The 20,330-nt window shown below is 43.5% G+C and carries 33 protein-coding genes and 1 riboswitch; of the genes, 24 read left to right on the forward strand and 9 right to left on the reverse strand.

The features are described from left to right. On the reverse strand, positions 1-975 hold the full coding sequence (locus NST18_RS04140; protein WP_004891445.1) for a YncE family protein: 975 nt from the start codon (positions 973-975) through the stop codon (positions 1-3). A gap of 92 nt (positions 976-1,067) precedes the next feature. Here NST18_RS04140 and NST18_RS04145 point away from each other — a divergent pair, with 92 nt between their 5' ends. The 3 genes from NST18_RS04145 to NST18_RS04155 all read left to right on the forward strand — a co-directional run bounded on the left by NST18_RS04145 (position 1,068) and on the right by NST18_RS04155 (position 3,018). Then, positions 1,068-1,442: a FixH family protein gene (locus NST18_RS04145; RefSeq protein ID WP_340721250.1), complete on the forward strand. Its 375-nt coding sequence runs from the start codon at positions 1,068-1,070 to the stop codon at positions 1,440-1,442. Between the two features lie 73 nt (positions 1,443-1,515). Continuing rightward, positions 1,516-2,511 (forward strand): YkvI family membrane protein, encoded by a 996-nt coding sequence (locus tag NST18_RS04150; RefSeq protein WP_192948387.1) that lies wholly within the window; start codon positions 1,516-1,518, stop codon positions 2,509-2,511. 57 nt (positions 2,512-2,568) lie between these two features. Next, positions 2,569-3,018 carry a hypothetical protein gene (locus NST18_RS04155; RefSeq protein ID WP_064214360.1) on the forward strand — a complete coding sequence of 150 codons (450 nt, stop codon included), beginning with the start codon at positions 2,569-2,571 and terminating at the stop codon, positions 3,016-3,018. Between the two features lie 17 nt (positions 3,019-3,035). On the opposite strand, the gene NST18_RS04160 is transcribed toward NST18_RS04155, so the two are convergent. Continuing rightward, a complete protein-coding gene (locus NST18_RS04160) occupies positions 3,036-3,161 on the reverse strand; it encodes a hypothetical protein (RefSeq protein WP_268915715.1) in 126 nt (41 codons plus the stop codon). 105 nt (positions 3,162-3,266) lie between these two features. Between NST18_RS04160 and NST18_RS04165 the strand changes: the two genes are divergently transcribed. After that, positions 3,267-3,380 (forward strand): DUF6254 family protein, encoded by a 114-nt coding sequence (locus tag NST18_RS04165; RefSeq protein WP_003396753.1) that lies wholly within the window; start codon positions 3,267-3,269, stop codon positions 3,378-3,380. A 46-nt stretch (positions 3,381-3,426) separates the two neighbouring features. On the opposite strand, the gene NST18_RS04170 is transcribed toward NST18_RS04165, so the two are convergent. Together NST18_RS04170 and phoU are read right to left on the reverse strand one after the other, a co-directional pair. Continuing rightward, positions 3,427-4,161 carry a hypothetical protein gene (locus NST18_RS04170; protein ID WP_340721251.1) on the reverse strand — a complete coding sequence of 245 codons (735 nt, stop codon included), beginning with the start codon at positions 4,159-4,161 and terminating at the stop codon, positions 3,427-3,429. Positions 4,162-4,258: 97 nt separating this feature from the next. Beyond that, positions 4,259-4,918 carry a phosphate signaling complex protein PhoU gene (gene phoU, locus NST18_RS04175; protein WP_340721252.1) on the reverse strand — a complete coding sequence of 220 codons (660 nt, stop codon included), beginning with the start codon at positions 4,916-4,918 and terminating at the stop codon, positions 4,259-4,261. A gap of 138 nt (positions 4,919-5,056) precedes the next feature. Then, positions 5,057-5,101: riboswitch (PreQ1 riboswitch) on the forward strand. Positions 5,102-5,176: 75 nt separating this feature from the next. Between phoU and queC the strand changes: the two genes are divergently transcribed. From queC to NST18_RS04200, 5 genes are all read left to right on the forward strand, one after another. Next, entirely contained in the window at positions 5,177-5,842 is a 666-nt protein-coding gene (gene queC / locus NST18_RS04180) for a 7-cyano-7-deazaguanine synthase QueC (RefSeq protein ID WP_004891434.1), read from the forward strand. Beyond that, on the forward strand, positions 5,839-6,276 hold the full coding sequence (gene queD / locus NST18_RS04185) for a 6-carboxytetrahydropterin synthase QueD (RefSeq protein WP_004891431.1): 438 nt from the start codon (positions 5,839-5,841) through the stop codon (positions 6,274-6,276). The genes queC and queD overlap by 4 nt, the downstream gene beginning before the upstream one ends. Continuing rightward, positions 6,276-6,998 (forward strand): 7-carboxy-7-deazaguanine synthase QueE, encoded by a 723-nt coding sequence (queE, locus tag NST18_RS04190; RefSeq protein WP_004891430.1) that lies wholly within the window; start codon positions 6,276-6,278, stop codon positions 6,996-6,998. The genes queD and queE overlap by 1 nt, the downstream gene beginning before the upstream one ends. An 18-nt stretch (positions 6,999-7,016) precedes the next feature. Further along, positions 7,017-7,508: a preQ(1) synthase gene (queF, locus tag NST18_RS04195; RefSeq protein WP_004891427.1), complete on the forward strand. Its 492-nt coding sequence runs from the start codon at positions 7,017-7,019 to the stop codon at positions 7,506-7,508. Positions 7,509-7,627: 119 nt separating this feature from the next. After that, the gene (locus NST18_RS04200) at positions 7,628-8,317 is read left to right on the forward strand and encodes an oxidoreductase (protein WP_035018776.1); all 690 of its coding nucleotides are present in this window, start codon (positions 7,628-7,630) and stop codon (positions 8,315-8,317) included. Between the two features lie 15 nt (positions 8,318-8,332). On the opposite strand, the gene NST18_RS04205 is transcribed toward NST18_RS04200, so the two are convergent. Both NST18_RS04205 and NST18_RS04210 read right to left on the reverse strand, forming a co-directional pair. Continuing rightward, positions 8,333-8,509: a YkvS family protein gene (locus NST18_RS04205; protein ID WP_003396733.1), complete on the reverse strand. Its 177-nt coding sequence runs from the start codon at positions 8,507-8,509 to the stop codon at positions 8,333-8,335. A gap of 95 nt (positions 8,510-8,604) precedes the next feature. Beyond that, a complete protein-coding gene (locus NST18_RS04210; RefSeq protein WP_004891424.1) occupies positions 8,605-8,859 on the reverse strand; it encodes a hypothetical protein in 255 nt (84 codons plus the stop codon). A 149-nt stretch (positions 8,860-9,008) separates the two neighbouring features. Between NST18_RS04210 and NST18_RS04215 the strand changes: the two genes are divergently transcribed. Beyond that, positions 9,009-9,203: a hypothetical protein gene (locus NST18_RS04215; RefSeq protein WP_003396728.1), complete on the forward strand. Its 195-nt coding sequence runs from the start codon at positions 9,009-9,011 to the stop codon at positions 9,201-9,203. On the opposite strand, the gene NST18_RS04220 is transcribed toward NST18_RS04215, so the two are convergent. After that, entirely contained in the window at positions 9,169-9,657 is a 489-nt protein-coding gene (locus NST18_RS04220; protein ID WP_004891419.1) for a sigma-70 family RNA polymerase sigma factor, read from the reverse strand. The two genes, NST18_RS04215 and NST18_RS04220, sit on opposite strands and share 35 nt — an antisense overlap. Positions 9,658-9,904: 247 nt before the next feature. Here NST18_RS04220 and NST18_RS04225 point away from each other — a divergent pair, with 247 nt between their 5' ends. Then, complete coding sequence (locus NST18_RS04225) at positions 9,905-10,156, forward strand: YueH family protein (RefSeq protein WP_413431913.1); 252 nt, start codon at positions 9,905-9,907, stop codon at positions 10,154-10,156. Between the two features lie 21 nt (positions 10,157-10,177). Further along, entirely contained in the window at positions 10,178-11,434 is a 1,257-nt protein-coding gene (locus NST18_RS04230) for an ATP-binding protein (RefSeq protein ID WP_004891414.1), read from the forward strand. Positions 11,435-11,453: 19 nt separating this feature from the next. On the opposite strand, the gene NST18_RS04235 is transcribed toward NST18_RS04230, so the two are convergent. Then, complete coding sequence (locus NST18_RS04235) at positions 11,454-12,056, reverse strand: nitroreductase family protein (protein ID WP_004891411.1); 603 nt, start codon at positions 12,054-12,056, stop codon at positions 11,454-11,456. A 116-nt stretch (positions 12,057-12,172) separates the two neighbouring features. On the opposite strand from NST18_RS04235, the gene NST18_RS04240 reads away from it, so the two are divergent. The 4 genes from NST18_RS04240 (at position 12,173) to NST18_RS04255 (ending at position 13,181) form a co-directional block, all read left to right on the forward strand. Then, on the forward strand, positions 12,173-12,481 hold the full coding sequence (locus NST18_RS04240) for a winged helix-turn-helix transcriptional regulator (protein WP_004891410.1): 309 nt from the start codon (positions 12,173-12,175) through the stop codon (positions 12,479-12,481). Between the two features lie 57 nt (positions 12,482-12,538). After that, a complete protein-coding gene (locus NST18_RS04245) occupies positions 12,539-12,742 on the forward strand; it encodes a DUF1659 domain-containing protein (protein ID WP_004891408.1) in 204 nt (67 codons plus the stop codon). Positions 12,743-12,754: 12 nt separating this feature from the next. After that, positions 12,755-12,970 (forward strand): DUF2922 domain-containing protein, encoded by a 216-nt coding sequence (locus NST18_RS04250; protein ID WP_004891406.1) that lies wholly within the window; start codon positions 12,755-12,757, stop codon positions 12,968-12,970. A gap of 67 nt (positions 12,971-13,037) precedes the next feature. Next, positions 13,038-13,181 (forward strand): YvrJ family protein, encoded by a 144-nt coding sequence (locus NST18_RS04255; RefSeq protein ID WP_004891403.1) that lies wholly within the window; start codon positions 13,038-13,040, stop codon positions 13,179-13,181. 15 nt (positions 13,182-13,196) lie between these two features. Here the strand turns inward: NST18_RS04255 and NST18_RS04260 are convergent, their stop codons facing one another. Beyond that, entirely contained in the window at positions 13,197-13,364 is a 168-nt protein-coding gene (locus NST18_RS04260; protein WP_164875837.1) for a hypothetical protein, read from the reverse strand. 113 nt (positions 13,365-13,477) lie between these two features. Between NST18_RS04260 and NST18_RS04265 the strand changes: the two genes are divergently transcribed. The 8 genes from NST18_RS04265 to NST18_RS04300 all read left to right on the forward strand — a co-directional run bounded on the left by NST18_RS04265 (position 13,478) and on the right by NST18_RS04300 (position 20,321). Beyond that, the gene (locus NST18_RS04265) at positions 13,478-15,862 is read left to right on the forward strand and encodes a Na+/H+ antiporter subunit A (protein WP_340721253.1); all 2,385 of its coding nucleotides are present in this window, start codon (positions 13,478-13,480) and stop codon (positions 15,860-15,862) included. Continuing rightward, positions 15,859-16,281, forward strand: a complete 423-nt coding sequence (locus tag NST18_RS04270; RefSeq protein WP_004891397.1) for a Na(+)/H(+) antiporter subunit B — start codon at positions 15,859-15,861, stop codon at positions 16,279-16,281. Before NST18_RS04265 ends, NST18_RS04270 begins: the two co-directional genes overlap by 4 nt. After that, positions 16,281-16,613: a Na(+)/H(+) antiporter subunit C gene (locus tag NST18_RS04275; protein ID WP_004891396.1), complete on the forward strand. Its 333-nt coding sequence runs from the start codon at positions 16,281-16,283 to the stop codon at positions 16,611-16,613. Before NST18_RS04270 ends, NST18_RS04275 begins: the two co-directional genes overlap by 1 nt. Then, positions 16,606-18,078 (forward strand): Na+/H+ antiporter subunit D, encoded by a 1,473-nt coding sequence (locus tag NST18_RS04280; protein WP_004891393.1) that lies wholly within the window; start codon positions 16,606-16,608, stop codon positions 18,076-18,078. Before NST18_RS04275 ends, NST18_RS04280 begins: the two co-directional genes overlap by 8 nt. A 6-nt stretch (positions 18,079-18,084) precedes the next feature. Then, complete coding sequence (locus tag NST18_RS04285) at positions 18,085-18,561, forward strand: Na+/H+ antiporter subunit E (RefSeq protein WP_004891391.1); 477 nt, start codon at positions 18,085-18,087, stop codon at positions 18,559-18,561. Continuing rightward, entirely contained in the window at positions 18,558-18,836 is a 279-nt protein-coding gene (locus tag NST18_RS04290; RefSeq protein WP_004891389.1) for a Na(+)/H(+) antiporter subunit F1, read from the forward strand. Before NST18_RS04285 ends, NST18_RS04290 begins: the two co-directional genes overlap by 4 nt. Continuing rightward, the gene (gene mnhG, locus NST18_RS04295; protein ID WP_064214035.1) at positions 18,805-19,167 is read left to right on the forward strand and encodes a monovalent cation/H(+) antiporter subunit G; all 363 of its coding nucleotides are present in this window, start codon (positions 18,805-18,807) and stop codon (positions 19,165-19,167) included. Before NST18_RS04290 ends, mnhG begins: the two co-directional genes overlap by 32 nt. A gap of 173 nt (positions 19,168-19,340) precedes the next feature. Then, positions 19,341-20,321, forward strand: coding sequence for a C40 family peptidase (locus NST18_RS04300; RefSeq protein WP_064214034.1), 981 nt, complete (start codon positions 19,341-19,343; stop codon positions 20,319-20,321). Positions 20,322-20,330 lie beyond the last annotated feature (9 nt).

A 20,330-nucleotide genomic window follows, 5' to 3' on the forward strand; every position in this document is an offset into this window, starting at 1 on the left:
TTATTCCTCCTTCGCATCGCGGAAAAAGATGTAAAACGGCCCTTGTCCGACGGAAACGGTTTTCGTTTGTTTGAATGTTTTTTCATCGACAAAAACGAGCTCGTTGCTGTCGTAGCTAGCGATGATAAGCTCGCTTTTTGTTTTTATCATCGCAAAAGGATTCGCGCCAATGTTAAGTGAGTGTATGACATGTTTCGTTTTCGGTTCAAATGCATATAGCATGTTTGAACCGTGACAAAGTACATATACCGCTTCGCTCGTTTGCGAAAATTGAATCGGCATCGTTTCTGCCTTCACACGCGCAAGCAACCGTCCGTCGACAAGCGAATGAACATACGCTTCTTGCTGAATATACGCTCCGCTGCCATGTCCACCGACCCATAGTTCATCCGTTTCAGCAACAACTAAGCCGCTGACCGCAAAATCGAGCGTATCGACCGTTCGTTTGACTTGTTTTGTCGCCTGATCAATGAATGAGATTGCTCCGTCTTTAAAATGAATGACAATCCATTGCCGATGTTTGTCGTCGGCGACGATGGAAAAAGGGGAGGGGGGAGTAGCGATCGTCTCTTTTACTTTTCCGTCGAACGTCATGACCGATACCGTTCCGTCTTTTTCGTTCACAACGAGCAATTCGTGTTTTGTGACGAGCACATCGGTAACCCCTTTGTTTACGCGCCAACGTTTTTTCTCTTTCCCTGTCGATAGCGTGTACATCATCATTTCATCCATGTCTTGTCCAAACAACATGACCGTATCGCCATCAGGAAGGAGGATGGCTTTCGTTACCGGATTTTTCATCTTCCATGTTGCCATCGTTTTTTTTGTGTTATAATCAACGAAGGATAAGCTTTGCTCCTTTATATTGACGACCCCAACGACCGATTTGTTTCGGGGAATTGGGGTGTACGTCTCTGGTGTGCAGCTTGCCAATAAAACGACGATGATAAGCAAAAAAAAGAAACGAACTTGCATCGTACGCATCCTCCATCGTGTATATGTATCATCATTGTAGCAAACATTTGTGATGATTTTGTGAAATTATTGTAACATGGAAGGAGATTAAAATGAAAAAGTGGTTGTTGTTGTTTGTCTTCGCTTTGCTTGTTGTGGCAGGTTGTGCAAACAAAGCAGAAGAAGAAGAGCTGGCGTATTTGGACGTCAAAATGGCGGTAGAAGAAAAGCTTCCGGCAAATGAAGAAGTCGAGCTTGCATGTTTTGTGACATACGGTGACGAAAAAGTGACCGATGCATTGGAAGTGAAGTTTGAAGTATGGAAACATGGCGATGACAATCGCGAAATGATTGAAGGAAAGCATGCGGGCGACGGAAAGTATGTCGCGCGCTATACGTTTCCAGACAAAGGGACGTATTCGGTTGTGGCACATGTGACGGCAAAAAATATGCACAATATGCCAAAAGTCGATATAGTTGTAGAATAAGAAAAACGGCGGAAAATATTCGCCGTTTTTTTTCATATACATGTAGAAAAAATGGACGAGTGGGGGAGAGCGTATGTGGATGCGGGCGATTCAAATTGCGTTTGTATATGTCGGAACGGTAGTCGGGGCTGGATTTGCGACAGGAAAAGAAATTGTACAGTTTTTTACGCAATACGGAGCAATTGGGACGGTCATGATTGCAGGAAGCGGAGGTCTATTTATTTTTTTAGGGACGCGTTTAATGGTGATGGCAAATCGGCTTCAAGCGCGATCGTATGAACAAATGAATGCATATTTGTTTGGAAAAATGAGCGCAGTTGTCAATTTGTTTATGTTTGTTGTGCTATTTAGCGTGACGTCTGTTATGTTGTCTGGGGCGGGGGCGGTGTTTGAAGAACAGCTTCATATGCCGGCGCATGTCGGGCTTATGTTTACGGTGTTGCTTGCGTTTGTGACGATGTTGTTTGGTTTAAACGGCATTTTAAGCGTCAATCTCATTGTCGTGCCGCTTATGATCGCATTTAGTTTATCGATTTCGTTTATGAATGGGGGAGAGATCGTTTGGACAAAGCCGCCGCTTGCCGCTTTTTTCTCTCCGTTTGCGTATGTGGCGTTTAATTTAGCGATGGCACAAGTTGTGCTCGTTCCGCTTGCAACTGAAGTAAAAGATGAACGGGCGATTCGCCTTGGGGGATGGCTTGGCGGCTTATTGCTTATGTTTATTTTATTTAGCAGTCATTTCGCGCTTTCTTTACTTCCTAATTTGCTATCTTACAGCATTCCGATGGCGGAAGTCGTGAAACGTTCGCTCGCTTCGTTTTATGGGCTATATGTTGTGATCATTTACGGTGAAATTTTTTCATCGTTTGTTGCAGGGGTGTTCGGACTGCATCGAAAATTGGCGCTTTTTTCTCAAACGCCGATCTTTGTTCTCATCGTGCTTTTACTTATGATGTATGCGTTTAGTTTAGTCGGGTATCATGCGCTTTTAACCGTATTGTACCCTTTGTTTGGGTATGTTAGTATCATCTTTATTTTTTTACTTTTCTATCGAAAAATGCCTAGCTAGAAAAAAAGAAGTGTAGTACATTGAATGTAGAGGAGGTGGGAGCGCGTGAAAAAAGCGATGGTTGCTTTCGGCGTAGGCAGTTTGCTTTTATTTACGCTTGAAACGTTCCATATCATTCAATGGTATCGTGCGAGTGTATGGCCGACAGTTGTTTTTTCTTTCGGACTTATTGTTCATATATATGTGTTTAAGCGCGGTGTGCGGGAGCACGAAGCGTTTCTTTTATTGCCGGCTGCCATTGCGCTATGGGGCGGGGCGTTTGCGTTTAGCCAGTACTTTTTGCTTAACGACGGAACGATGTATGTGTTGGCGTTTACGATAGGATTGTTAGAATGGTGGATGTTTAGCCATGAAGCGTGGTTAAAACAGCCGCTTCTCTTTTGTTTCGGATGTAGCGTCGTAGCTAGTTTAGAAGCAGGGGAGATGCTTTTGCCGTTCGTTCTTTCCGTCATCGGGATCGGGGCATACGTTTATCGCACAAAAAACGAGCGAGCCAATGCGCACTAGGCTCGCTTTTGTCGTTTTTATGAAATACCAAACCGATGTAAAATTTGTTTCAGCTGATTGACGTTTTCTGCCAACACGGCTGCTTCTTTCGCGACTCGTTGCACTTTTTGTAACGCTTTTTTTGCTTGTTTCGATTGTAGCAATTTCCTCTCCCTCTTTTCCCCTTATCTAAAATATACAAAATTTTCAAACAATAAAAAAGTCATAAAATAAACGAATGGACAAATGATAAAAGGGGAGGTGGCACAATGACTCAATCGAAACGACAAAAAGAGCGACAATGGACCGTTCGAAAGCAAGCGCAAAATGAACCGCACGGGAAAGTGAAGTCGTTTGAACAACTAGCAAAAGAGGAAAAATAAATGGAAAAGGCTGTCCCAAGGAAGTTTGTGACAGCCTTTTGCGTCGTTATTTTGCTTTTAGTGCACGAATTTCGTTTTCATGTACAAGTGATCGAACAGCAAGCGACTGAATCGCGAGCTCGTGTCGTGCTTGGGTTGCGATGACATCTTCAAGTTTCTCGGACATGTCAGCGAGGTTTTGCTTGATCGTTGGGATTTCATTGACTGCCTCTAGTATTTCAAATACAGCTTGTTTAATAAGAGGAAGATCTGCGATGTCATCTTTCGTGGCCATACGTTGTTCGATGCTGGCGATATCGTCTTTTGTAGCCATACGTTGTTCGATGCTGGCGATATCATCTTTCGTGGCCATACGTTGTTCGATGCTGGCGATATCGTCTTTCGTGGCCATACGTTGTTCGATGCTGGCGATGTCGTCTTTTGTAGCCATCGTTTGTTCAATGTGCCCGATACGCTTGTCCATGGCGGCGATATCGTCTTTTGTAGCCATACGTTGTTCGATGCTGGCGATATCGTCTTTCGTGGCCATCGTTTGTTCAATGTGCCCGATACGCTTGTCCATGGCGGCGATATCGTCTTTTGTGGCCATACGTTGTTCGATGCTGGCGATATCGTCTTTCGTGGCCATCGTTTGCTCAATGTGCCCGATACGCTTGTCCATGGCGGCGATATCGTCTTTTGTGGCCATACGTTGTTCGATGCTGGCGATATCGTCTTTTGTAGCCATATGTTTGCGTAGCGATGCAAGTTCATCGAAAATACGTTTGAGCATCTCATCCATGTTCACTCACCTCCCCCCCGACACGATTATATCACCAGATCATAGAAAAATCGACATAATAAAAAGATGCCTCAAACGGTATGAGGCATCCGAATGCTTAATAATTTAAATCAATACGAATTCCTTTAACGCTATATAAAATATTTTCAGCGATGTTTGTTACATGGTCGCCAGCGCGCTCAAGATTGCGCGTCACAAACGATAATTGTGTAATTTGGTTTGTAAACTCAGGTTTTTCGCTCATTAAGTCGATTAATTCTTGAATAATTTTTCCTTGCAACTCATCTACGCGATCATCTTCAAGCGCAATGCGTTTCGCTTCTTCAATATCATCGTTATGGAACGCATGAAGCGCATGATCTAACATTTCATTGACGATTGCTGCCATTTCAGGAATGTGAACGATCGGTTTCACGTGTGGCTCTGTGCCGATAAATTTGACGGATTTGGCGATGTTGACAGCGATATCTCCGATGCGTCCTACATCAGATGAAATTTTTAGCGCAACAATTAATCGGCGTAAATCGGATGCGACCGGTTGTTGCTTTAAAATCGTCATAATCGCAAGCTCATTAATTTCGCGCTCAAACTCATTAATTTTTTTATCATTTTCGATAATTTCGTCCGCTTTCGCCAAATCTTGTGTTTTGAGTGCTTCAATTGCTTCGTGTAAAGCATGTTGGGAAGCAGACACCATCGTCATTAATTTTTCTCGCAGTTGTTGAAGCGCTGCATCAAATGTAGGGCGTTTTGTCATGTTGAATCACCTAACTTTTTTTGTTGTTATTATATCCTGAAAACAGTTCACAAATAAAGCATAATTTTTTTGTAGAATGAATATATGTTTTATGATATATTGTTAGGCGTACAATTGAAGAAGAATTCTGTGCGCGGCGCAGGAGAGGTTCTAGAACACCCTCTATAAAAAAACTAGGGATAGCTATGTCCGTAGAGGGATAGCTTTTTTGTTTTAGAACGCTCTTTCTTCTCACGATGTTAGAAAGGGGAGCGAAAGATGAAAAAAGAAAAAGCAGTCGTCGTGTTTAGTGGCGGCCAAGATAGCACGACTTGTTTATTTTGGGCGAAAAAGCATTTCGCTGAAGTCGAAGCTGTAACGTTCGATTACAATCAACGCCACCGGCTTGAAATTGACGTTGCTGCATCGATCGCAAAACAGCTGGAAGTGCCGCATACGGTGCTTGATATGTCGCTATTAAATCAGCTCGCACCAAATGCGCTTACAAGAAGCGATATAGCAATCGAGCAAAAAGAAGGACAATTGCCGTCCACGTTTGTCGATGGGCGCAATTTATTATTTTTATCGTTTGCGGCGGTGCTTGCGAAACAAAAAGGAGCACGCCATCTGGTGACAGGTGTATGTGAAACGGACTTTAGCGGCTACCCAGATTGCCGTGATGTATTCATTAAATCGCTAAACGTCACGCTTAACTTAGCGATGGATTACCAATTTGTCATTCATACGCCGCTCATGTGGCTCAATAAAGCGGAAACGTGGAAGCTTGCTGATGAGTTGGGAGCGCTTGAATTTGTGCGCACGCAAACGCTCACATGCTACAACGGCATCATCGCAGACGGCTGCGGCGAATGCCCGGCGTGCGTGTTGCGCAAACGCGGTCTCGACCAGTATATGAATGAGAAGAAAGGAGCAGATGCGCAATGATTCAACAAATTTATCCGCAAGTGATACACCCGTTTCGCTACGAGCTAAATAAAGATATGCAAATCGCTGCAGCGCACTTTATTCCGCACGAAGCGGCGGGGCAGTGCGCGAATATGCACGGGCATACGTATTTTGTCAACATTACTGTCGCAGGCGATGAACTCGATGAATCAGGCTTTTTAATTAACTTTCAACAGTTGAAAAAAATTGTTCACAACCGTTTCGATCATACGGTGATGAATGACCATACAGATTTATTTAGCAATACATCGGCCGAACATTTTCCGACGACAGAAGTGGTGGCGCGGAAAATTGCGGAAATTGTTCAAGCGCATTTAGACACGCTGCCAAACAAACCGACGTGCGTGCAAGTGTTTGTGCGCGAGTCCCCAACAAGCTACGTCGTATATCGTCCGAAAGCAGGGAAACAATAATGGAGCGCATCCCGGTCATTGAAATATTCGGACCGACCATTCAAGGGGAAGGGATGGTCATCGGACAAAAAACGATGTTTGTGCGCACAGCGGGATGCGACTACCGTTGCCGTTGGTGCGATTCATCGTTTACGTGGGACGGTTCTGCAAAAGATGAAGTAAAGCAAATGACGGCGGAAGACATTTGGCAACAGCTGAAACAACTTGGTGGTGACCGTTTTAACCACGTGACGATTTCTGGAGGCAACCCAGCGTTATTAAAAGGACTTCGTGCTCTTATTTCATTATTAAAAGAACATAACATGCGCATCGGCTTAGAAACGCAAGGAAGCGTATGGCAAGATTGGTTTTATGACATTGACGATTTAACGATTTCACCAAAGCCGCCAAGTTCAAATATGGAAACAAATTTTACAATGCTTGATACGATAATGGAACGACTCACAGCGCATCGCGGGCATGTGAGTTTAAAAGTTGTCGTGTTTAACGATGAAGATTTTTCTTATGCGACGTATGTGCATCAACGTTATCCGTCCGTTCCGTTTTACGTGCAAGTAGGCAACGATCATATACATGAAGCAGACGATGTGATTCTTCGCCTAAACCTATTACAAAAGCTTGAATGGCTCGTTGACAAAGTAGTACAGTCTAAAGAGATGAACAACGTCCGCGTCTTGCCACAACTACACACGTTATTATGGGGCAATCGCCGCGGCGTATAATTAAGGGGGGAAGAAATCATGAGAAAAGATGAAGAACTACAAGGCGTCACACTTCTTGGCAACCAAGGAACGAAATATGTATTCGAATATAGTCCTGACATTCTTGAAGTGTTCGATAACAAACATCCAGACCGCGACTATTTCGTCAAATTTAACTGTCCGGAGTTCACGAGCCTATGCCCGAAAACGAATCAACCAGATTTTGCTACTATTTACATTAGTTACATTCCTGATAAAAAATGTGTTGAAAGTAAGTCGCTCAAGTTATATTTATTTAGCTTCCGCAATCATGGTGATTTCCATGAAGATTGCGTCAATATTATTATGAACGACTTAATTCGCGTCATGGAGCCACGCTATATTGAAGTGTGGGGCAAATTTACGCCGCGCGGCGGCATTTCGATCGACCCTTACTGCAACTGGGGTCGCCCAGGAACGAAATATGAACAAATGGCAGAATATCGTTTGTTAAATCACGATTTATATCCGGAAAAAGTCGATAATCGTTAATGGGGCTGGCTTGCATAAGCCAGCCTTAAAAAATTCAAAAATAATAGCTAGTTTTTTTTCGTAAACGGGTATATAATGACAAATTGTTATGAACCTTTTTTCGTTTGGGGGGTCTTCATTTGAGACAGAGAACGGCTCTTTTGATCGGAGCAACCGGATTGGTCGGAGGCGAGCTTCTCGAGCGATTGCTTCGTTCAGAGCATTATGAACGAGTGACGGTGTTTGTGCGAAAGCCTATCGCTTGTACACATGAAAAATTACAACAAGTCATCGTCGATTTTGACCGAATTGAACAATACGAAGAATATTTCCACGTGGATGACGTATTTAGCTGTTTAGGGACGACGATGAAAAAAGCAAAGACGAGACAACAATTTATTAAAGTTGATTACGAATATACGTTGCGTGCCGCAAAACTGGCGGAAAAATGTCACGTCAAAACGTTTTTATTCGTTTCTGCGATCGGTGCTGATCCGCACTCGATGTTTTTTTACAATCGCGTCAAAGGGGAAACGGAAGAGGCGTTGCAGCGACTGACGATTCGTTCACTTCACATTTTCCGTCCGTCTTTGTTGACAGGAGCGCGCGAAGAATTTCGCCTCGGCGAAAAAACAGCGGAATGGCTATGTTCCGGTTTTTCATTTGCATTCGTTGGCAAATGGGAAAAATATAAACCGATTGCAGCTAAGCAAGTGGCGGAAGCGATGTATCGTGCCGCGCTTTCGGAAAAGCAAGGTGTATATATTTACGAATGTAGCGAAATGAAAGGGCAATGTGAACAAAAAAGAGGGCTGTCTCATCAACAATAAGCAGCCCTCTTCTCGTTATTCCACAATTTTGTAGTTTTTATGATTGACGACCGTTCGTTCTTGCAAGTCGAGTTCTTTATAGTTTTCCATGTACGTTAAATCGACAATCACAGAATTTTCGTTTACTTTTTCAACGATTCCCCGCAGCCCATTTTTAAATTCAATGACGTCGCCAATTTGCGCTTTTTTCATTGAAAATCCCCTTTACTTTTGAATTTTTAAACCTTTTTTCTATTTTGCATGATTTTTCCTCATTCGTAAAGGGCATTTTTAACTAGAAAACAATTTTAGCGCTGTGGCCAATACGGCATCGGCATGCCCGGCCAATATGGCATTTGTTGCGGCATTTGTGGGAACGGCATTTGCGGCCACATCGGTCCGACCGGAGTGCCACAGCCGCAATCGCCCGGCATCATTTGCGGCATTGGCATCATTTGCGGCATTTGTTGTGGCATTGGCATCATTTGCGGCATCGGCTGCGCTTGTTGTGGCACCATTTGTTGATCCATGCGGAAATCTTCATACATATTCCAGTCATTCATCGTTCATCTTCCTTTCTTTCATTTAGAATCCACCAACATTGTATGTGCGTTTTTTATAGACGTGTGTCAATATAACAAAATTAGGCATTCGCACATCGTATTGACATTCCCATTGAAGCGCGTTAAAACAAAGAAAGGGAGGGATGAACGTGACTGAGCAAGAAGCGAAACAACATATTGAACAGTTACGCACGCGAAACATTCCACATCTCCTTGTGAAAAAAGAACATTTTTTAACGTTTCGCCATGTGCTCGTCCAACAAGAAGATTTCAAACATTTTCGCGGCGTCGCCCAGCGCGGCGGTGATGTCATTTATTACTACATGGATGAGCCGCGCAGTTAACGTATCGCTTCAGCTTTTTTACAGCGGATATGCGCCATTGTTTCACCGCATGGACGGTAACGCCTTCTTCATCGGCAATTTGTTTCAACGTCTTTCCTTCGATGACATGGCGAACGAGCCATATTCGCTCGCGCGGCGTCATGTCGCGCATTGCGTCTTCCCATATGATGTCGGTAAAAAAATCAACGTCTTCTTTCAACATTTGTTCGTCTAATAACGGAACGGCGACGTTTTTCGTTTCTTTACGCAACTGTGATATGATGCGCCAACGAATCATTTTAAACGCAAACGAATGAAACGATCCTTTCGTCTCATCGTATCGCTCGTACGCTTCCCAAAGTGCGATGAGCCCGATTTGCATATACTCATCGACGACGTGACGGCGAATATGCAGCTTGCGAATGATGTAAGAAATAAGCGGACGATATTGCTCGACGACCGTTTCAAACGACATATGTGCTTCCTTTCCCGAAAGCGCGCCCTCGATGATTCCGCGGTACGTTTAGCTTATCAAAGCGGCTCGTTTGGCGCGAATCGGAAAATAGAGCGAACGAACCGGTTGACATGTTCGCATATGCATCATATTCCTTAAGGAAATAAGGAATATGGGGCGGAAAACGGTGGGGAAATGGAGCGTTTACGAAAAAAATGTTTTGAACAATGGGAAAATTTTGTGCTATCATGATAAAAAGTGGAAAGGTATGAGCAACATGAAAATAAGAAAAACGATCATAAATGAACAATCGTCACAACAAAACGTATACATTTACGAAAATAAAAAGGAACAATATATCGTTGTTGCCATTCCTTATTTAGAATGGTCTATGCAAGTGACTTATGACGATTTAGCGAATATTGAATCACGCTTACATCACTCGCTCCGGCGCGTGTTGGACGAACAATATGTGCGATCGCTTGCGGTGAAGCTCGCGCAATGGATGCGTGAAATGTAAAAAGAAAGGTTCCGTTGTCAAATGAAATACGCCGTTTTCCTCTATGTAATTGTTAGTTTCGCTTGGATTATATTGACTGACTTGTATGTAGACAAGTTGCCTGTTCCATCACATATCGCGCCATACGTGCAAACTTTAAAAGGGTCGCTTTTTGTCGTGCTATCGGCGGTATTTATGTATATCGCCTTAAAAAAACATCGCGCGTTAAAGCAAATGAGCGAAAGGGAGCAAGAATTGTTGACGCTCATTCATGCGATGCCTGATTTCGTATCGTTTAAAGATGGACAAGGACGCTGGCTAAGAGTGAACGAATTTGGATTGAAGTTATACGGGCTCGAGCATGTCGATTATAAAGGAAAAACGGATGCCGAGCTCGCGGAATATACTCCGCATTTTCGCGAAGCGCTGCTTTATTGCATTGATTCCGATGAAGAAGCGTGGCGAGCGAAAACGGTAACGCGCGCAGACGAATCGTTTCCGATGCCGAACGGTGAAATGAAAACGTTTGACGTCATTAAAGTGCCGCTATTTTACGAAAATGGGAAACGAAAAGGGCTTGTCGTCATCGGGCGCGACATTACGCAACAAAAAGTGGCAGAGCAGCTGTTATTGAAAAAAGAAAAACTATCGGTTATCGGCGAATTGGCGGCAGGCATCGCCCACGAAATTCGCAACCCGCTCACATCGATTAAAGGCTTTTTACAAATGATGAAAGAAACGAAACAAGTAGATGAGCGGTTCGTGCAAATTATGTTAGACGAAATTGAGCGCGTGAATCAAATCGTCACCCAACTTCTCGTGCTCGCTAAGCCGCAAATGAAAGCGTATAAACCACTTCATTTAAACGATGTCATCGATTACGTCATCGAGCTGTTTACGTACGAGGCGATTTTGCAAAACGTGCAAATCAAATACGAACCGCGCACGACAGCGATCGTGTACGGCGATAAAAATGAGCTCATTCAAGTCGTCGTCAACGTGGTAAAAAACGCACTCGAAGCGATGCCGAAAGGGGGGGTGCTGACGATCACAACGGAAGACGAAGACGATCGCGTCCATCTTGTTATTGAAGATACAGGAAAAGGCATTGAACAAGAACGGTTGAAACATATCGGGGAACCGTTTTATACGTTAAAAGAAAAAGGCATGGGTCTCGGCTTAACGACGAGCATGAAAATCGTTCATGAACATAAAGGAACGATGCACATCGAAAGCAAAGTCGGCGAAGGAACAAAGGTTCATATCGTGTTGCCGCTTCATAAAAATGACCCGTCGTAACAACGGGTCATTTTTATGATCATTGTATCCATGTCGTGAGCTCATCAATCGGTAAACGGTACGACGAATGGGCAGGAGCGGCCGCTTTTCCGATCGTAATTAGCATGACAGGAACGTATCGGTCTGGAATATGGAATGTTTTCATAAATGCTTGTGGGTCAAAACCGCCGATGGCGCATGTGTCGAACCCTTCTGCTTTGGCAGCAAGCATCAATTGCATGGCAGCTAACGATGCGTTTGTGAAGGCGGCGTCACGGGCATATTGCGCATTCGTATACGCGCTTTCAATTTGTTTAGCGAGCGTTTCTTTAATGTCTTTCGTCATCTTTCCTTCTGCGACGAGCGGATCGTACACCGCATCTATTTTTTGATGAGCTTGTAAGTCGCCGAGCACCGCAACGACCGCAGACGCCTCAACGATTTGTTGTTGATTGTAAGCGATCGGAAGGAGCTTTTGTTGCGCTTCCTTTCCGTAGAAGACGATGAAATGCCAATGTTGCAAATTCCAAGCAGAAGGCGCCTTGCCTGCTAACTGCAACAGTTTCGTTAATTGTTCTTTCGAAATTGTTGCAGTTGGATCATATTTTCGAACGGATTGTCGTTGTTCAATAACCGAAAGCATATATATCCTCCTTTTATACACACAAAAATATCTTTACTTACTTTTTGTAAGTAACAATATTTATGCTAACTTAGTTATAATAAGTTTGTCAAATTTCATGCATAGGGTGATGATTGATGGAACATTCGCATGTCTGTCCGAAAATTGAAGCAGCGTTTCAGCTGCTTGGGAAGCGATGGAATGGACTTATTATTCACGTTTTATTTCGCGGACCGCTTCGGTTTAAAGATTTAGCAGAAAGCATTCCAGAAATTAGCCAAAAAATGTTAACAGAACGATTAAAAGAGTTGGAAGAAAAACAAATTGTCGTTCGTCATGTGTATCCTGAAAAGCCTGTGCGCATTGAATATGAATTAACGGACAAAGGGAAAGATTTGCGCATTGTGATGGAAGCTGTGCAAGTATGGGCAGAAAAATGGATGTAGTCCCTAACCTTTTACGCTCGTCGTTGCGATAGTAATAAGTGAAAGGAGGGGAGAGACATGCTTCAACGTTCTCAACTTCGCTTAACGTTTGAAGTCGGTGTGACAGAAACGGGCAAACCGCTATATAAAAACAAAACGTATACGATTAAGCCAAACGCAACGGAAAGCTCGCTCGTCTCTGTTGCCCAAGCGCTTGCCTCTTTGCAAAGCGCTCCGCTCGTTCACGTGTATCGCAACGATGTGCATGTATTAGGTGAATAGGGGGGATAATGAATGAAAACGCTTGAATTACAGTTTGTGAATGAAGAAGGAAAGACGGTTCGCTTAAGCGTGGATGCCCCGCGCGACGATGTGACAGAAACACAAGTGGCTAACGTGATGGACGTGATCATTGCGGCAAACGTCTTTCCATCGAGCGGAGGCGATCTTATCGCGAAAAAAGGAGCGCGCCTCATTGACACAACTGTGACACAATGGACGTTTGCATAAACGATGAAAGGTGCCCTGCGCGTCGGGGCACCTTGTTATGTATATCACATAGAAAGGGATGAGCAAGATGGAAGCATATTTGTCACTTCTTTCCGATGTCGGTTTTCCGATTGCGGTCACGTTTTATTTACTGCATCGGATTGAAGGCAAATTAGATGCCATCATCGACTCGATTCGCACGTTAGGCGAGCAATGGAAAACACCTAGCTAAATGGGTGTTTTCTTTTTATTTTTTTGTTTTTTCCTCATGCTTTTCGATTTTACGAATGTATTGTCTCGGTTGAAACGGCTCATAATGCCTTTCGTTTACCGTCGCGTAAATGGAAGGCTCAATTTTTTTCTCCACTGTATCATAGTTATCGATCATGATGGTGAGCATAAGGAAAAGAATCATTGCGTTACTCCTTTCTTTCTTTTATCATTTATTTTGAAAAAAATGAAACTTTTTATACATATGACTCGTACAAAAAAGAGGATTGCTATGTCAGAAGGAGGTTGATTTTTTTTATGTCAACATTACATATGACGATGTTGGCGCCATTTTTGTTGGCGATACTTGTTCCGTTTTTATACAAATTTGTTCGTTCGCTTCATGTCGGATGGTTTGTTCTTCCACTCCCTATCGCGCTATTCATTTATTTTTTGTCTTATATGGACGAAGTGCGCAAATACGAAGTTGTTCGAGCAACGATGCCTTGGATTCCGTCGCTCGACATTTCGTTCGACGCATATGTCGATGGATTAAGTTTGTTGTTTGCCCTATTGATTACCGGAATCGGTTCGCTCGTTGTACTGTATTCCATTTACTACTTACAAAAAGAAAAAGAACAGCTTGGCAACTTTTACGTCTACTTGCTTTTATTTATGGGCGCGATGCTTGGGATCGTGTTATCCGATCACCTCATTGCGTTATACGTCTTTTGGGAGTTGACGTCCATTTCGTCGTTTTTGCTCATCGCTTATTGGTATAAACGTGATCGTTCGCGCTACGGGGCGCAAAAATCGATGTTTATTACAATGTTTGGTGGATTGCTTATGCTCGGGGGATTTGTTGCCCTTGCCATCGCAGGTGGGACGTATAGCGTTCGTGAGCTCATGCAAGCCTCGTTAACAGAACATGCCCTCTTTATTCCTGCACTTTTCCTTATTTTGTTTGGTGCTTTTACGAAGTCAGCCCAATTTCCATTCTATATTTGGTTACCTGACGCGATGGAAGCACCAACGCCTGTTAGTGCCTATTTGCATTCAGCGACAATGGTGAAAGCAGGCATTTATTTAATTGCGCGCTTGACACCTATTTTTGCCGTATCTTCTCTTTGGGTTTGGACAGTTGCGCTCGTCGGGCTTGTAACGTTATTTTGGGCATCGTTTTTAGCGTCGAAACAAACCGATTTAAAAGCAATTTTAGCTTACTCAACTGTCAGCCAGCTCGGGCTCATTACATCGCTTTTAGGCGTCGGTGGGCTTGCGTTTCATTACGATTGGATGGAAGAAAATTTATTTATGGTCGCAGTTTTAGCAGCGATTTTCCATCTGTTTAACCACGCGACGTTTAAAGGTAGTTTATTTATGGTTGTCGGCATCGTCGATCATGAAACGGGGACGCGTGACATTCGACGGCTTGGCGGATTAATGACGATCATGCCGATCACGTTTACAATCGCATTGATCGGCTCGCTTTCGATGGCAGGCTTGCCACCATTTAACGGCTTTTTAAGTAAAGAAATGTTTTTTACCGCCATGTTGCGTGCAAAAGACGTACAAGCATGGGCCGTTATTTTACCCGTTGTTGCTTGGGTAGCGAGCATTTTTACGTTTTTATACAGCGTATTGTTAGTGAGTCGAACATTTTTTGGAACGTACAAGCCACATTTATTAGAAAAAGAAGCGCATGAAGCGCCGCTTGGCATGCTCGTTGCACCGATCGTGTTAGCGTCGCTCGTTGTAGTCATTGGCATTGTGCCGAACGTGTTATCTCACTCTGTGTTAGGACCAGCGGTATATGCGGTATTGTACGGATTGTTTGCACCAAACGAACAAATCGATATATATATTTCGCATTGGCACGGTTTTACCCCTGAGCTTTTTATGACGATTGGGGTATTATTGTTCGGAATGCTGCTGTATCGCACGTTTTCGAAATGGAGCGGACTATATAATCGCCTCTCCGAACGCATGTCTTTAAATTTCGTTTATGACCAATCTTTCATTTGGATGGAAAGGGGATCACAGTCGCTCATGTCGCGCATCATGACCGGCTCGATGCGCACGTATTTAATGTACATTTTTACGGCGAGTGTTGCTTTGCTTCTGTTTACGGTCGGTTTGAAAAAACAATGGCATATCGATTTAAGTCATTTGGCGCCTGTGCGAGTGTATGAAATCGTATTGGCAGTTGCCATGGTCGTTGCAACAGCGACAACAGTTGTTGCTAAATCGCGTTTAACAGCGATCGTTTCACTAGGGGCAGTCGGTTACGGGGTCGCGCTGTTTTTCGTTCTGTTTCGCGCGCCTGATTTAGCGTTGACGCAGCTTGTGATCGAAACGATTTCCGCTGCGCTCTTTTTACTTTGTTTTTATCATTTGCCGAAGTTTAGCCAAAAGCAAGAAAGCGTCGGTTTTCACTTAGGAAATGCCTTCATTTCCATTGCGGTCGGGGTGACGGTCAGCGTCATTGCCTTTTTAGCTTACGCAGGAAAGCATTTCGATTCGATTTCACAATATTATGTGGACAATACGTATGAAAAAGCGGCCGGGAAAAATATGGTTAACGTCATTTTAGTTGATTTCCGTGGTTTTGATACGTTGTTTGAAATATGTGTGTTAGCGATTGCTGCTTTAGGTATTTACGCAATGGTGAAATTGCAGCTAGCGAAGGAGGATGAAAAATGAGGCGAAATGATGTCGTTTTGCGAACAATCACAGCTGTCGTCGTACCAATCATCGTTTTATTTTCCGTCCGACTGTTTTTTGCTGGGCACTATTATCCGGGCGGTGGATTTATTGGGGGATTGATGACTGCTGGTGCGATCGTGTTGTTGCTTTTGGCGTTCGACATTGAAACAGTTCGAAAAATGATTCCGATTAATTATAAATGGCTTGTCGCCATCGGATTGTTGTTTGCGGTCGGAACGGGCATGAGCAGCATGTTTCTTGACCGCCCATTTTTAACGCATGCGTACGAATACGTTCATTTGCCGTTGCTTGATTATACTTCTCTTCATACAGCTGTGCTGTTTGATTTAGGAGTTTACTTTGTCGTTATTGGCGTGACGATGATTATTATCGAAACGATAGGGGAGAGTCACTAATGGAACTGATTATGATTGTCGTTATCGGTTGTTTATTTACCGCTGCGACATACTTGTTGCTCAGCAAAAGTTTGCTCCGCATTATTATCGGGACGGGTTTGCTCAGTCATGGTGCCCATCTTTTATTGTTAACGATGGGGGGGTTAAAAGTTGGAGCGCCTCCGCTTTTAGGGGAGAAGGCGGCACGATACGTCGATCCGTTGCCGCAAGCACTCATTTTAACAGCGATCGTCATTAGTTTTGGGGTAACAGCGTTTTTCTTAGTGTTGGCATACCGTTCGTACCAAGAAATTGGAACAGATCATATAGAAGGGATGAAGGGAGATGAATAACCTTCTGCTTTTGCCTATTCTCATTCCGCTTGTCACAGCCATTATTCTTATTTTCTTTCCGAAGCACGTGCTTTGGCAACGCGCTGTCTCTGCGCTTGCAACGATGAGTTTAGTCGTCGCAAGCAGCGCCTTGCTTTATCGTGTGCATACAGACGGCATTCAAACGTTAAACGTCGGAAATTGGCCCGCGCCATTCGGTATTACGCTCGTGTCCGATTCGCTGTCCGCTTTACTCGTATTGACGACGAGCATCATCGCGCTCGCTTGTTTACTATATTCGTTTTATGCGATTGGGCATAAGAGAGAGACGTTTTATTACTATTCATTTTTTCAATTTTTAATCGTCGGTGTGAATGGGGCGTTTACGACAGGTGATTTGTTCAACTTGTTCGTCTTTTTTGAAGTGATGCTTATGTCGTCTTACGTGCTGTTTGTGCTCGGAGGCACGAAAATACAGCTGCGTGAAGCGATTAAATATACGCTTGTGAACGTTATTTCTTCGGCGCTATTTGTCGTTGGAGTCGCGTATTTATATGCAGTAACAGGTACGTTAAATATGGCGCATTTAGCGGAGCGTATAAGCGAAATAGGAATGTCGCCTATTTTAACGGTTATTGCGGTATTGTTTATTATCGTATTTGGTTTAAAAGGAGCGATTTTTCCGCTATATTTTTGGCTTCCAGCAGCCTATTACGCCCCGCCTACCCCGATATTAGCCTTGTTTGGAGGTTTGTTGACAAAGGTTGGTGTGTACTCGATTTTGCGCACGTTTACGCTTTTATTTACGAGTGATGTCGGCTACACGCATACGTTGCTCGCTTGGCTTGCGCTCGGCACGATCGTCATCGGTGTCATTGGAGCAGTTGCATATAACGATATGCGCTATATCGTCATTTACAACATTATCGTTGCAGTCGGCGTTATGATTTTTGGGGTAGCGATGATGACGCCAGAAAGTTTAGAAGGAACGATTTTTTACATGTTGCAAGATATGGTCATGAAAGCAACATTATTTTTACTAGTCGGTATTGTTTTTTCCATCACTAGTTCAAATAACATTCGTTCATTTTCGGGGTTAATGTCGTCTTATCCGCTGCTTGGGTGGTCATTTTTCATCGCTGCATTGTCGCTTGCAGGCATTCCGCCGCTTAGCGGATTTATCGGAAAGTTATTAATTGTGAAAGCAAGTTTGCATGCTGGTTTGCTTTTCGAGGCAATTGTCATCTTATTGTCCAGCTTGCTCGTGTTGTATTCGGTCATGAAAATATTTATGAACGGCTTTTGGGGTGAGGAAAAAGGATTTGAAAGAAAGCCGCTCGATGGACGATTCGTTCCTGTATTGTTGCTTCTCGTTTTATCTATTGCATATGGAGTTGGAATTGAATTTATCCGTCCGTTTGTCGTCGACGCGGTTAACGTGTTAGCGGATCCGAATATGTACATTCAAGCGGTGTTAAAGGAGTAGAAAGCGATGGCATTTCAAATTTTATTAAATGTATGTTTAGCGTTCGTCTGGATGTTTTTAACCGTTTCATTTAATGGGGCATCGTTTATTATTGGGTACGTCATCGGGTTGCTTATTATTTTTATGTTGCGTCGATTCTTCCATTCGCGTTTTTATCTCGTTCCGGTGTTTGTCATCATCAAATTGCTGTTCATTTTTTTCAAAGAGCTCATTTTATCAAACATCGCCGTAGCGAAAGTCGTTATGCAACGTTCGTTAACGATTCAACCTGCCATTTTCGCTTTGCCGACACAATTAAAAAAAGAATGGGAAATTACATTGTTAGCGATGCTCATTACGCTCACGCCAGGTACGCTCGTTTTAGATGTATCTGATGATAAAAGCACGTTGTATATTCACGCCTTAAATAGTCCAGATGTGCAAGAAGCGATTCAAAGCATTAAGCAATCGTTTGAGAAAACGATTATGGAGGTGAGCAAATGATTTGGAATGTAGCTCTCGTTATTCTTTCTATAGCGATGGTTGGTTTTTTATACCGCGTTGTCAAAGGTCCAAGCGCTGCTGATCGAGTGATTGCTCTAGATGCGATGGGCATTACGCTCGCTGGGATCGTTGCGATCGTTTCTATACTGCTAAATACGAGCGCGTTTTTAGACGTCATTTTGCTCATCGGTATTTTAGCGTTTGTCGGTACGGTCGCGTTTGCGAAGTTTTTAGAGAAAGGGGTTGTCATCGAACGTGGTGATCGCGATCGGTAATGTGCTCGTCGCAGCACTTGTTTTGTTCGGAGCGGTGCTCGTGCTTTTGTCGGCAGTTGGTGCGATTCGTTTGCCGGATGTATATACGCGCAGCCATGCCATCAGCAAAAGCACGACGCTTGGCATGATGTGCATTTTACTCGGTGCATTTTTTCACTTTTTGCTTGAAAACGGTGAATTTAACTCACGGCTTTTGCTTGGCATCGTGTTTATTTTTATGACATCTCCTGTTGCGGCTCATCTCATTAGCCGCGCTGCGTATTACACAAACGTGCCGCGCTGGGAAGGAACGGTTCGTGATGATTTAAAAGAAAAAGCTGGCGGAAAATAACCGTCAGCTTTTTCTTAAAATGTATAAGGCATCTCACATCTTCCTTTCATTTTCATTTATGCTTATTTCAATTTAATGGAAGAATAGTTTAAAAATATACGGTTAATAGATTAATAGTTTCATGTTATGATATGAGCAAGGAAGCGCTTCAAAAAAGGAAGGAGTTTGGGGCGATGAAAAAGACGATTGTAGCTGGAGCGGTATTATCGACGTTATTTTTAGGGGAAAAAGCGGTTGATGCGGCACAATATACAGTTAAGTCGGGCGATTCGTTATGGAAAATTGCTCAAACGTTCCGCATATCGGTTAATGAATTAAAAACAGTGAACCGATTAACAACAGATGTCGTTTATGTCGGACAAGTATTGCAAGTGCCTGATGTACAAACAACTGCGCCAACGACACAAACAACAACATATACGATTCAGCGAGGCGATACGTTATCGACGATCGCACGGCAGTATAATACGACCATTACACGTCTTCTTGAACTAAACCCGACGATTACAGACGTAAAACGCATTTACGTTGGCCAAACGTTAACAGTACCGACAACGAATACAACAAATACAACAAGCCAACTTATATCGCCGGGACCGGCATCAACAGCGCCGACAAATAGCGCAAGTAAATCGTATATCGTCCAACCAGGCGACATATTGTCGACGATTGCTAGAAAATTTAATGTGACGTTAGACGATTTACTCGCACTAAATCCAACGATTACAAACGTGAACTTTATTCGCGTTGGACAAACGATTAACGTGCCGCTTTCATGGGAAGAGCGAGCGAATGCGATTATTGAAACAGGAAAAAAATATCTCGGAGCGGCGTATTTGTTCGGTGCACCAACGACGCGCACAGACGTTTTTGATTGCTCATCGTTTACCCACCGCGTGTATAGAGAAAATGGTATTACATTGCCGCGCACATCGCGCGAACAAGCGATGGTTGGAACAGAAGTGCCGCTTGCGAGCGTGCGCAAAGGTGATTTAATCTTTTTTGATACGACAGGAGATGGAGTCATTAACCATGTTTCCATCGTTGTAGATAGCGAGACGTTATTGCACGCTGCCACAAGCACAGGTGTTGCTTTCGCGAATATGAGACCTTATTGGGCGCCGCGTGCGGTCAAAGCTGTTCGTCTTTTTTAACGGAGCAGC

Origin of the sequence: Anoxybacillus sp. FSL W8-0104 (assembly GCF_038004465.1) — a bacterium.
Lineage (GTDB): Bacteria > Bacillota > Bacilli > Bacillales > Anoxybacillaceae > Anoxybacillus > Anoxybacillus flavithermus_G.

Excerpts from the sequence above, each read along its gene's own strand:
- NST18_RS04140 (WP_004891445.1), bottom strand. The coding sequence starts at position 975 with ATGCAAGTTCGTTTCTTTTTTTTGCTTATCATCGTCGTTTTATTGGCA.
- NST18_RS04145 (WP_340721250.1), top strand. The coding sequence starts at position 1,068 with ATGAAAAAGTGGTTGTTGTTGTTTGTCTTCGCTTTGCTTGTTGTGGCA.
- NST18_RS04150 (WP_192948387.1), top strand. The coding sequence starts at position 1,516 with ATGTGGATGCGGGCGATTCAAATTGCGTTTGTATATGTCGGAACGGTA.
- NST18_RS04155 (WP_064214360.1), top strand. The coding sequence starts at position 2,569 with ATGGTTGCTTTCGGCGTAGGCAGTTTGCTTTTATTTACGCTTGAAACG.
- NST18_RS04165 (WP_003396753.1), top strand. The coding sequence starts at position 3,267 with ATGACTCAATCGAAACGACAAAAAGAGCGACAATGGACCGTTCGAAAG.
- NST18_RS04170 (WP_340721251.1), bottom strand. The coding sequence starts at position 4,161 with ATGGATGAGATGCTCAAACGTATTTTCGATGAACTTGCATCGCTACGC.
- phoU (WP_340721252.1), bottom strand. The coding sequence starts at position 4,918 with ATGACAAAACGCCCTACATTTGATGCAGCGCTTCAACAACTGCGAGAA.
- queC (WP_004891434.1), top strand. The coding sequence starts at position 5,177 with ATGAAAAAAGAAAAAGCAGTCGTCGTGTTTAGTGGCGGCCAAGATAGC.
- queD (WP_004891431.1), top strand. The coding sequence starts at position 5,839 with ATGATTCAACAAATTTATCCGCAAGTGATACACCCGTTTCGCTACGAG.
- queE (WP_004891430.1), top strand. The coding sequence starts at position 6,276 with ATGGAGCGCATCCCGGTCATTGAAATATTCGGACCGACCATTCAAGGG.
- queF (WP_004891427.1), top strand. The coding sequence starts at position 7,017 with ATGAGAAAAGATGAAGAACTACAAGGCGTCACACTTCTTGGCAACCAA.
- NST18_RS04205 (WP_003396733.1), bottom strand. The coding sequence starts at position 8,509 with ATGAAAAAAGCGCAAATTGGCGACGTCATTGAATTTAAAAATGGGCTG.
- NST18_RS04210 (WP_004891424.1), bottom strand. The coding sequence starts at position 8,859 with ATGAATGACTGGAATATGTATGAAGATTTCCGCATGGATCAACAAATG.
- NST18_RS04220 (WP_004891419.1), bottom strand. The coding sequence starts at position 9,657 with ATGTCGTTTGAAACGGTCGTCGAGCAATATCGTCCGCTTATTTCTTAC.
- NST18_RS04225 (WP_413431913.1), top strand. The coding sequence starts at position 9,905 with ATGAGCAACATGAAAATAAGAAAAACGATCATAAATGAACAATCGTCA.
- NST18_RS04230 (WP_004891414.1), top strand. The coding sequence starts at position 10,178 with ATGAAATACGCCGTTTTCCTCTATGTAATTGTTAGTTTCGCTTGGATT.
- NST18_RS04235 (WP_004891411.1), bottom strand. The coding sequence starts at position 12,056 with ATGCTTTCGGTTATTGAACAACGACAATCCGTTCGAAAATATGATCCA.
- NST18_RS04240 (WP_004891410.1), top strand. The coding sequence starts at position 12,173 with ATGGAACATTCGCATGTCTGTCCGAAAATTGAAGCAGCGTTTCAGCTG.
- NST18_RS04245 (WP_004891408.1), top strand. The coding sequence starts at position 12,539 with ATGCTTCAACGTTCTCAACTTCGCTTAACGTTTGAAGTCGGTGTGACA.
- NST18_RS04250 (WP_004891406.1), top strand. The coding sequence starts at position 12,755 with ATGAAAACGCTTGAATTACAGTTTGTGAATGAAGAAGGAAAGACGGTT.
- NST18_RS04255 (WP_004891403.1), top strand. The coding sequence starts at position 13,038 with ATGGAAGCATATTTGTCACTTCTTTCCGATGTCGGTTTTCCGATTGCG.
- NST18_RS04260 (WP_164875837.1), bottom strand. The coding sequence starts at position 13,364 with ATGATTCTTTTCCTTATGCTCACCATCATGATCGATAACTATGATACA.
- NST18_RS04265 (WP_340721253.1), top strand. The coding sequence starts at position 13,478 with ATGTCAACATTACATATGACGATGTTGGCGCCATTTTTGTTGGCGATA.
- NST18_RS04270 (WP_004891397.1), top strand. The coding sequence starts at position 15,859 with ATGAGGCGAAATGATGTCGTTTTGCGAACAATCACAGCTGTCGTCGTA.
- NST18_RS04275 (WP_004891396.1), top strand. The coding sequence starts at position 16,281 with ATGGAACTGATTATGATTGTCGTTATCGGTTGTTTATTTACCGCTGCG.
- NST18_RS04280 (WP_004891393.1), top strand. The coding sequence starts at position 16,606 with ATGAATAACCTTCTGCTTTTGCCTATTCTCATTCCGCTTGTCACAGCC.
- NST18_RS04285 (WP_004891391.1), top strand. The coding sequence starts at position 18,085 with ATGGCATTTCAAATTTTATTAAATGTATGTTTAGCGTTCGTCTGGATG.
- NST18_RS04290 (WP_004891389.1), top strand. The coding sequence starts at position 18,558 with ATGATTTGGAATGTAGCTCTCGTTATTCTTTCTATAGCGATGGTTGGT.
- NST18_RS04300 (WP_064214034.1), top strand. The coding sequence starts at position 19,341 with ATGAAAAAGACGATTGTAGCTGGAGCGGTATTATCGACGTTATTTTTA.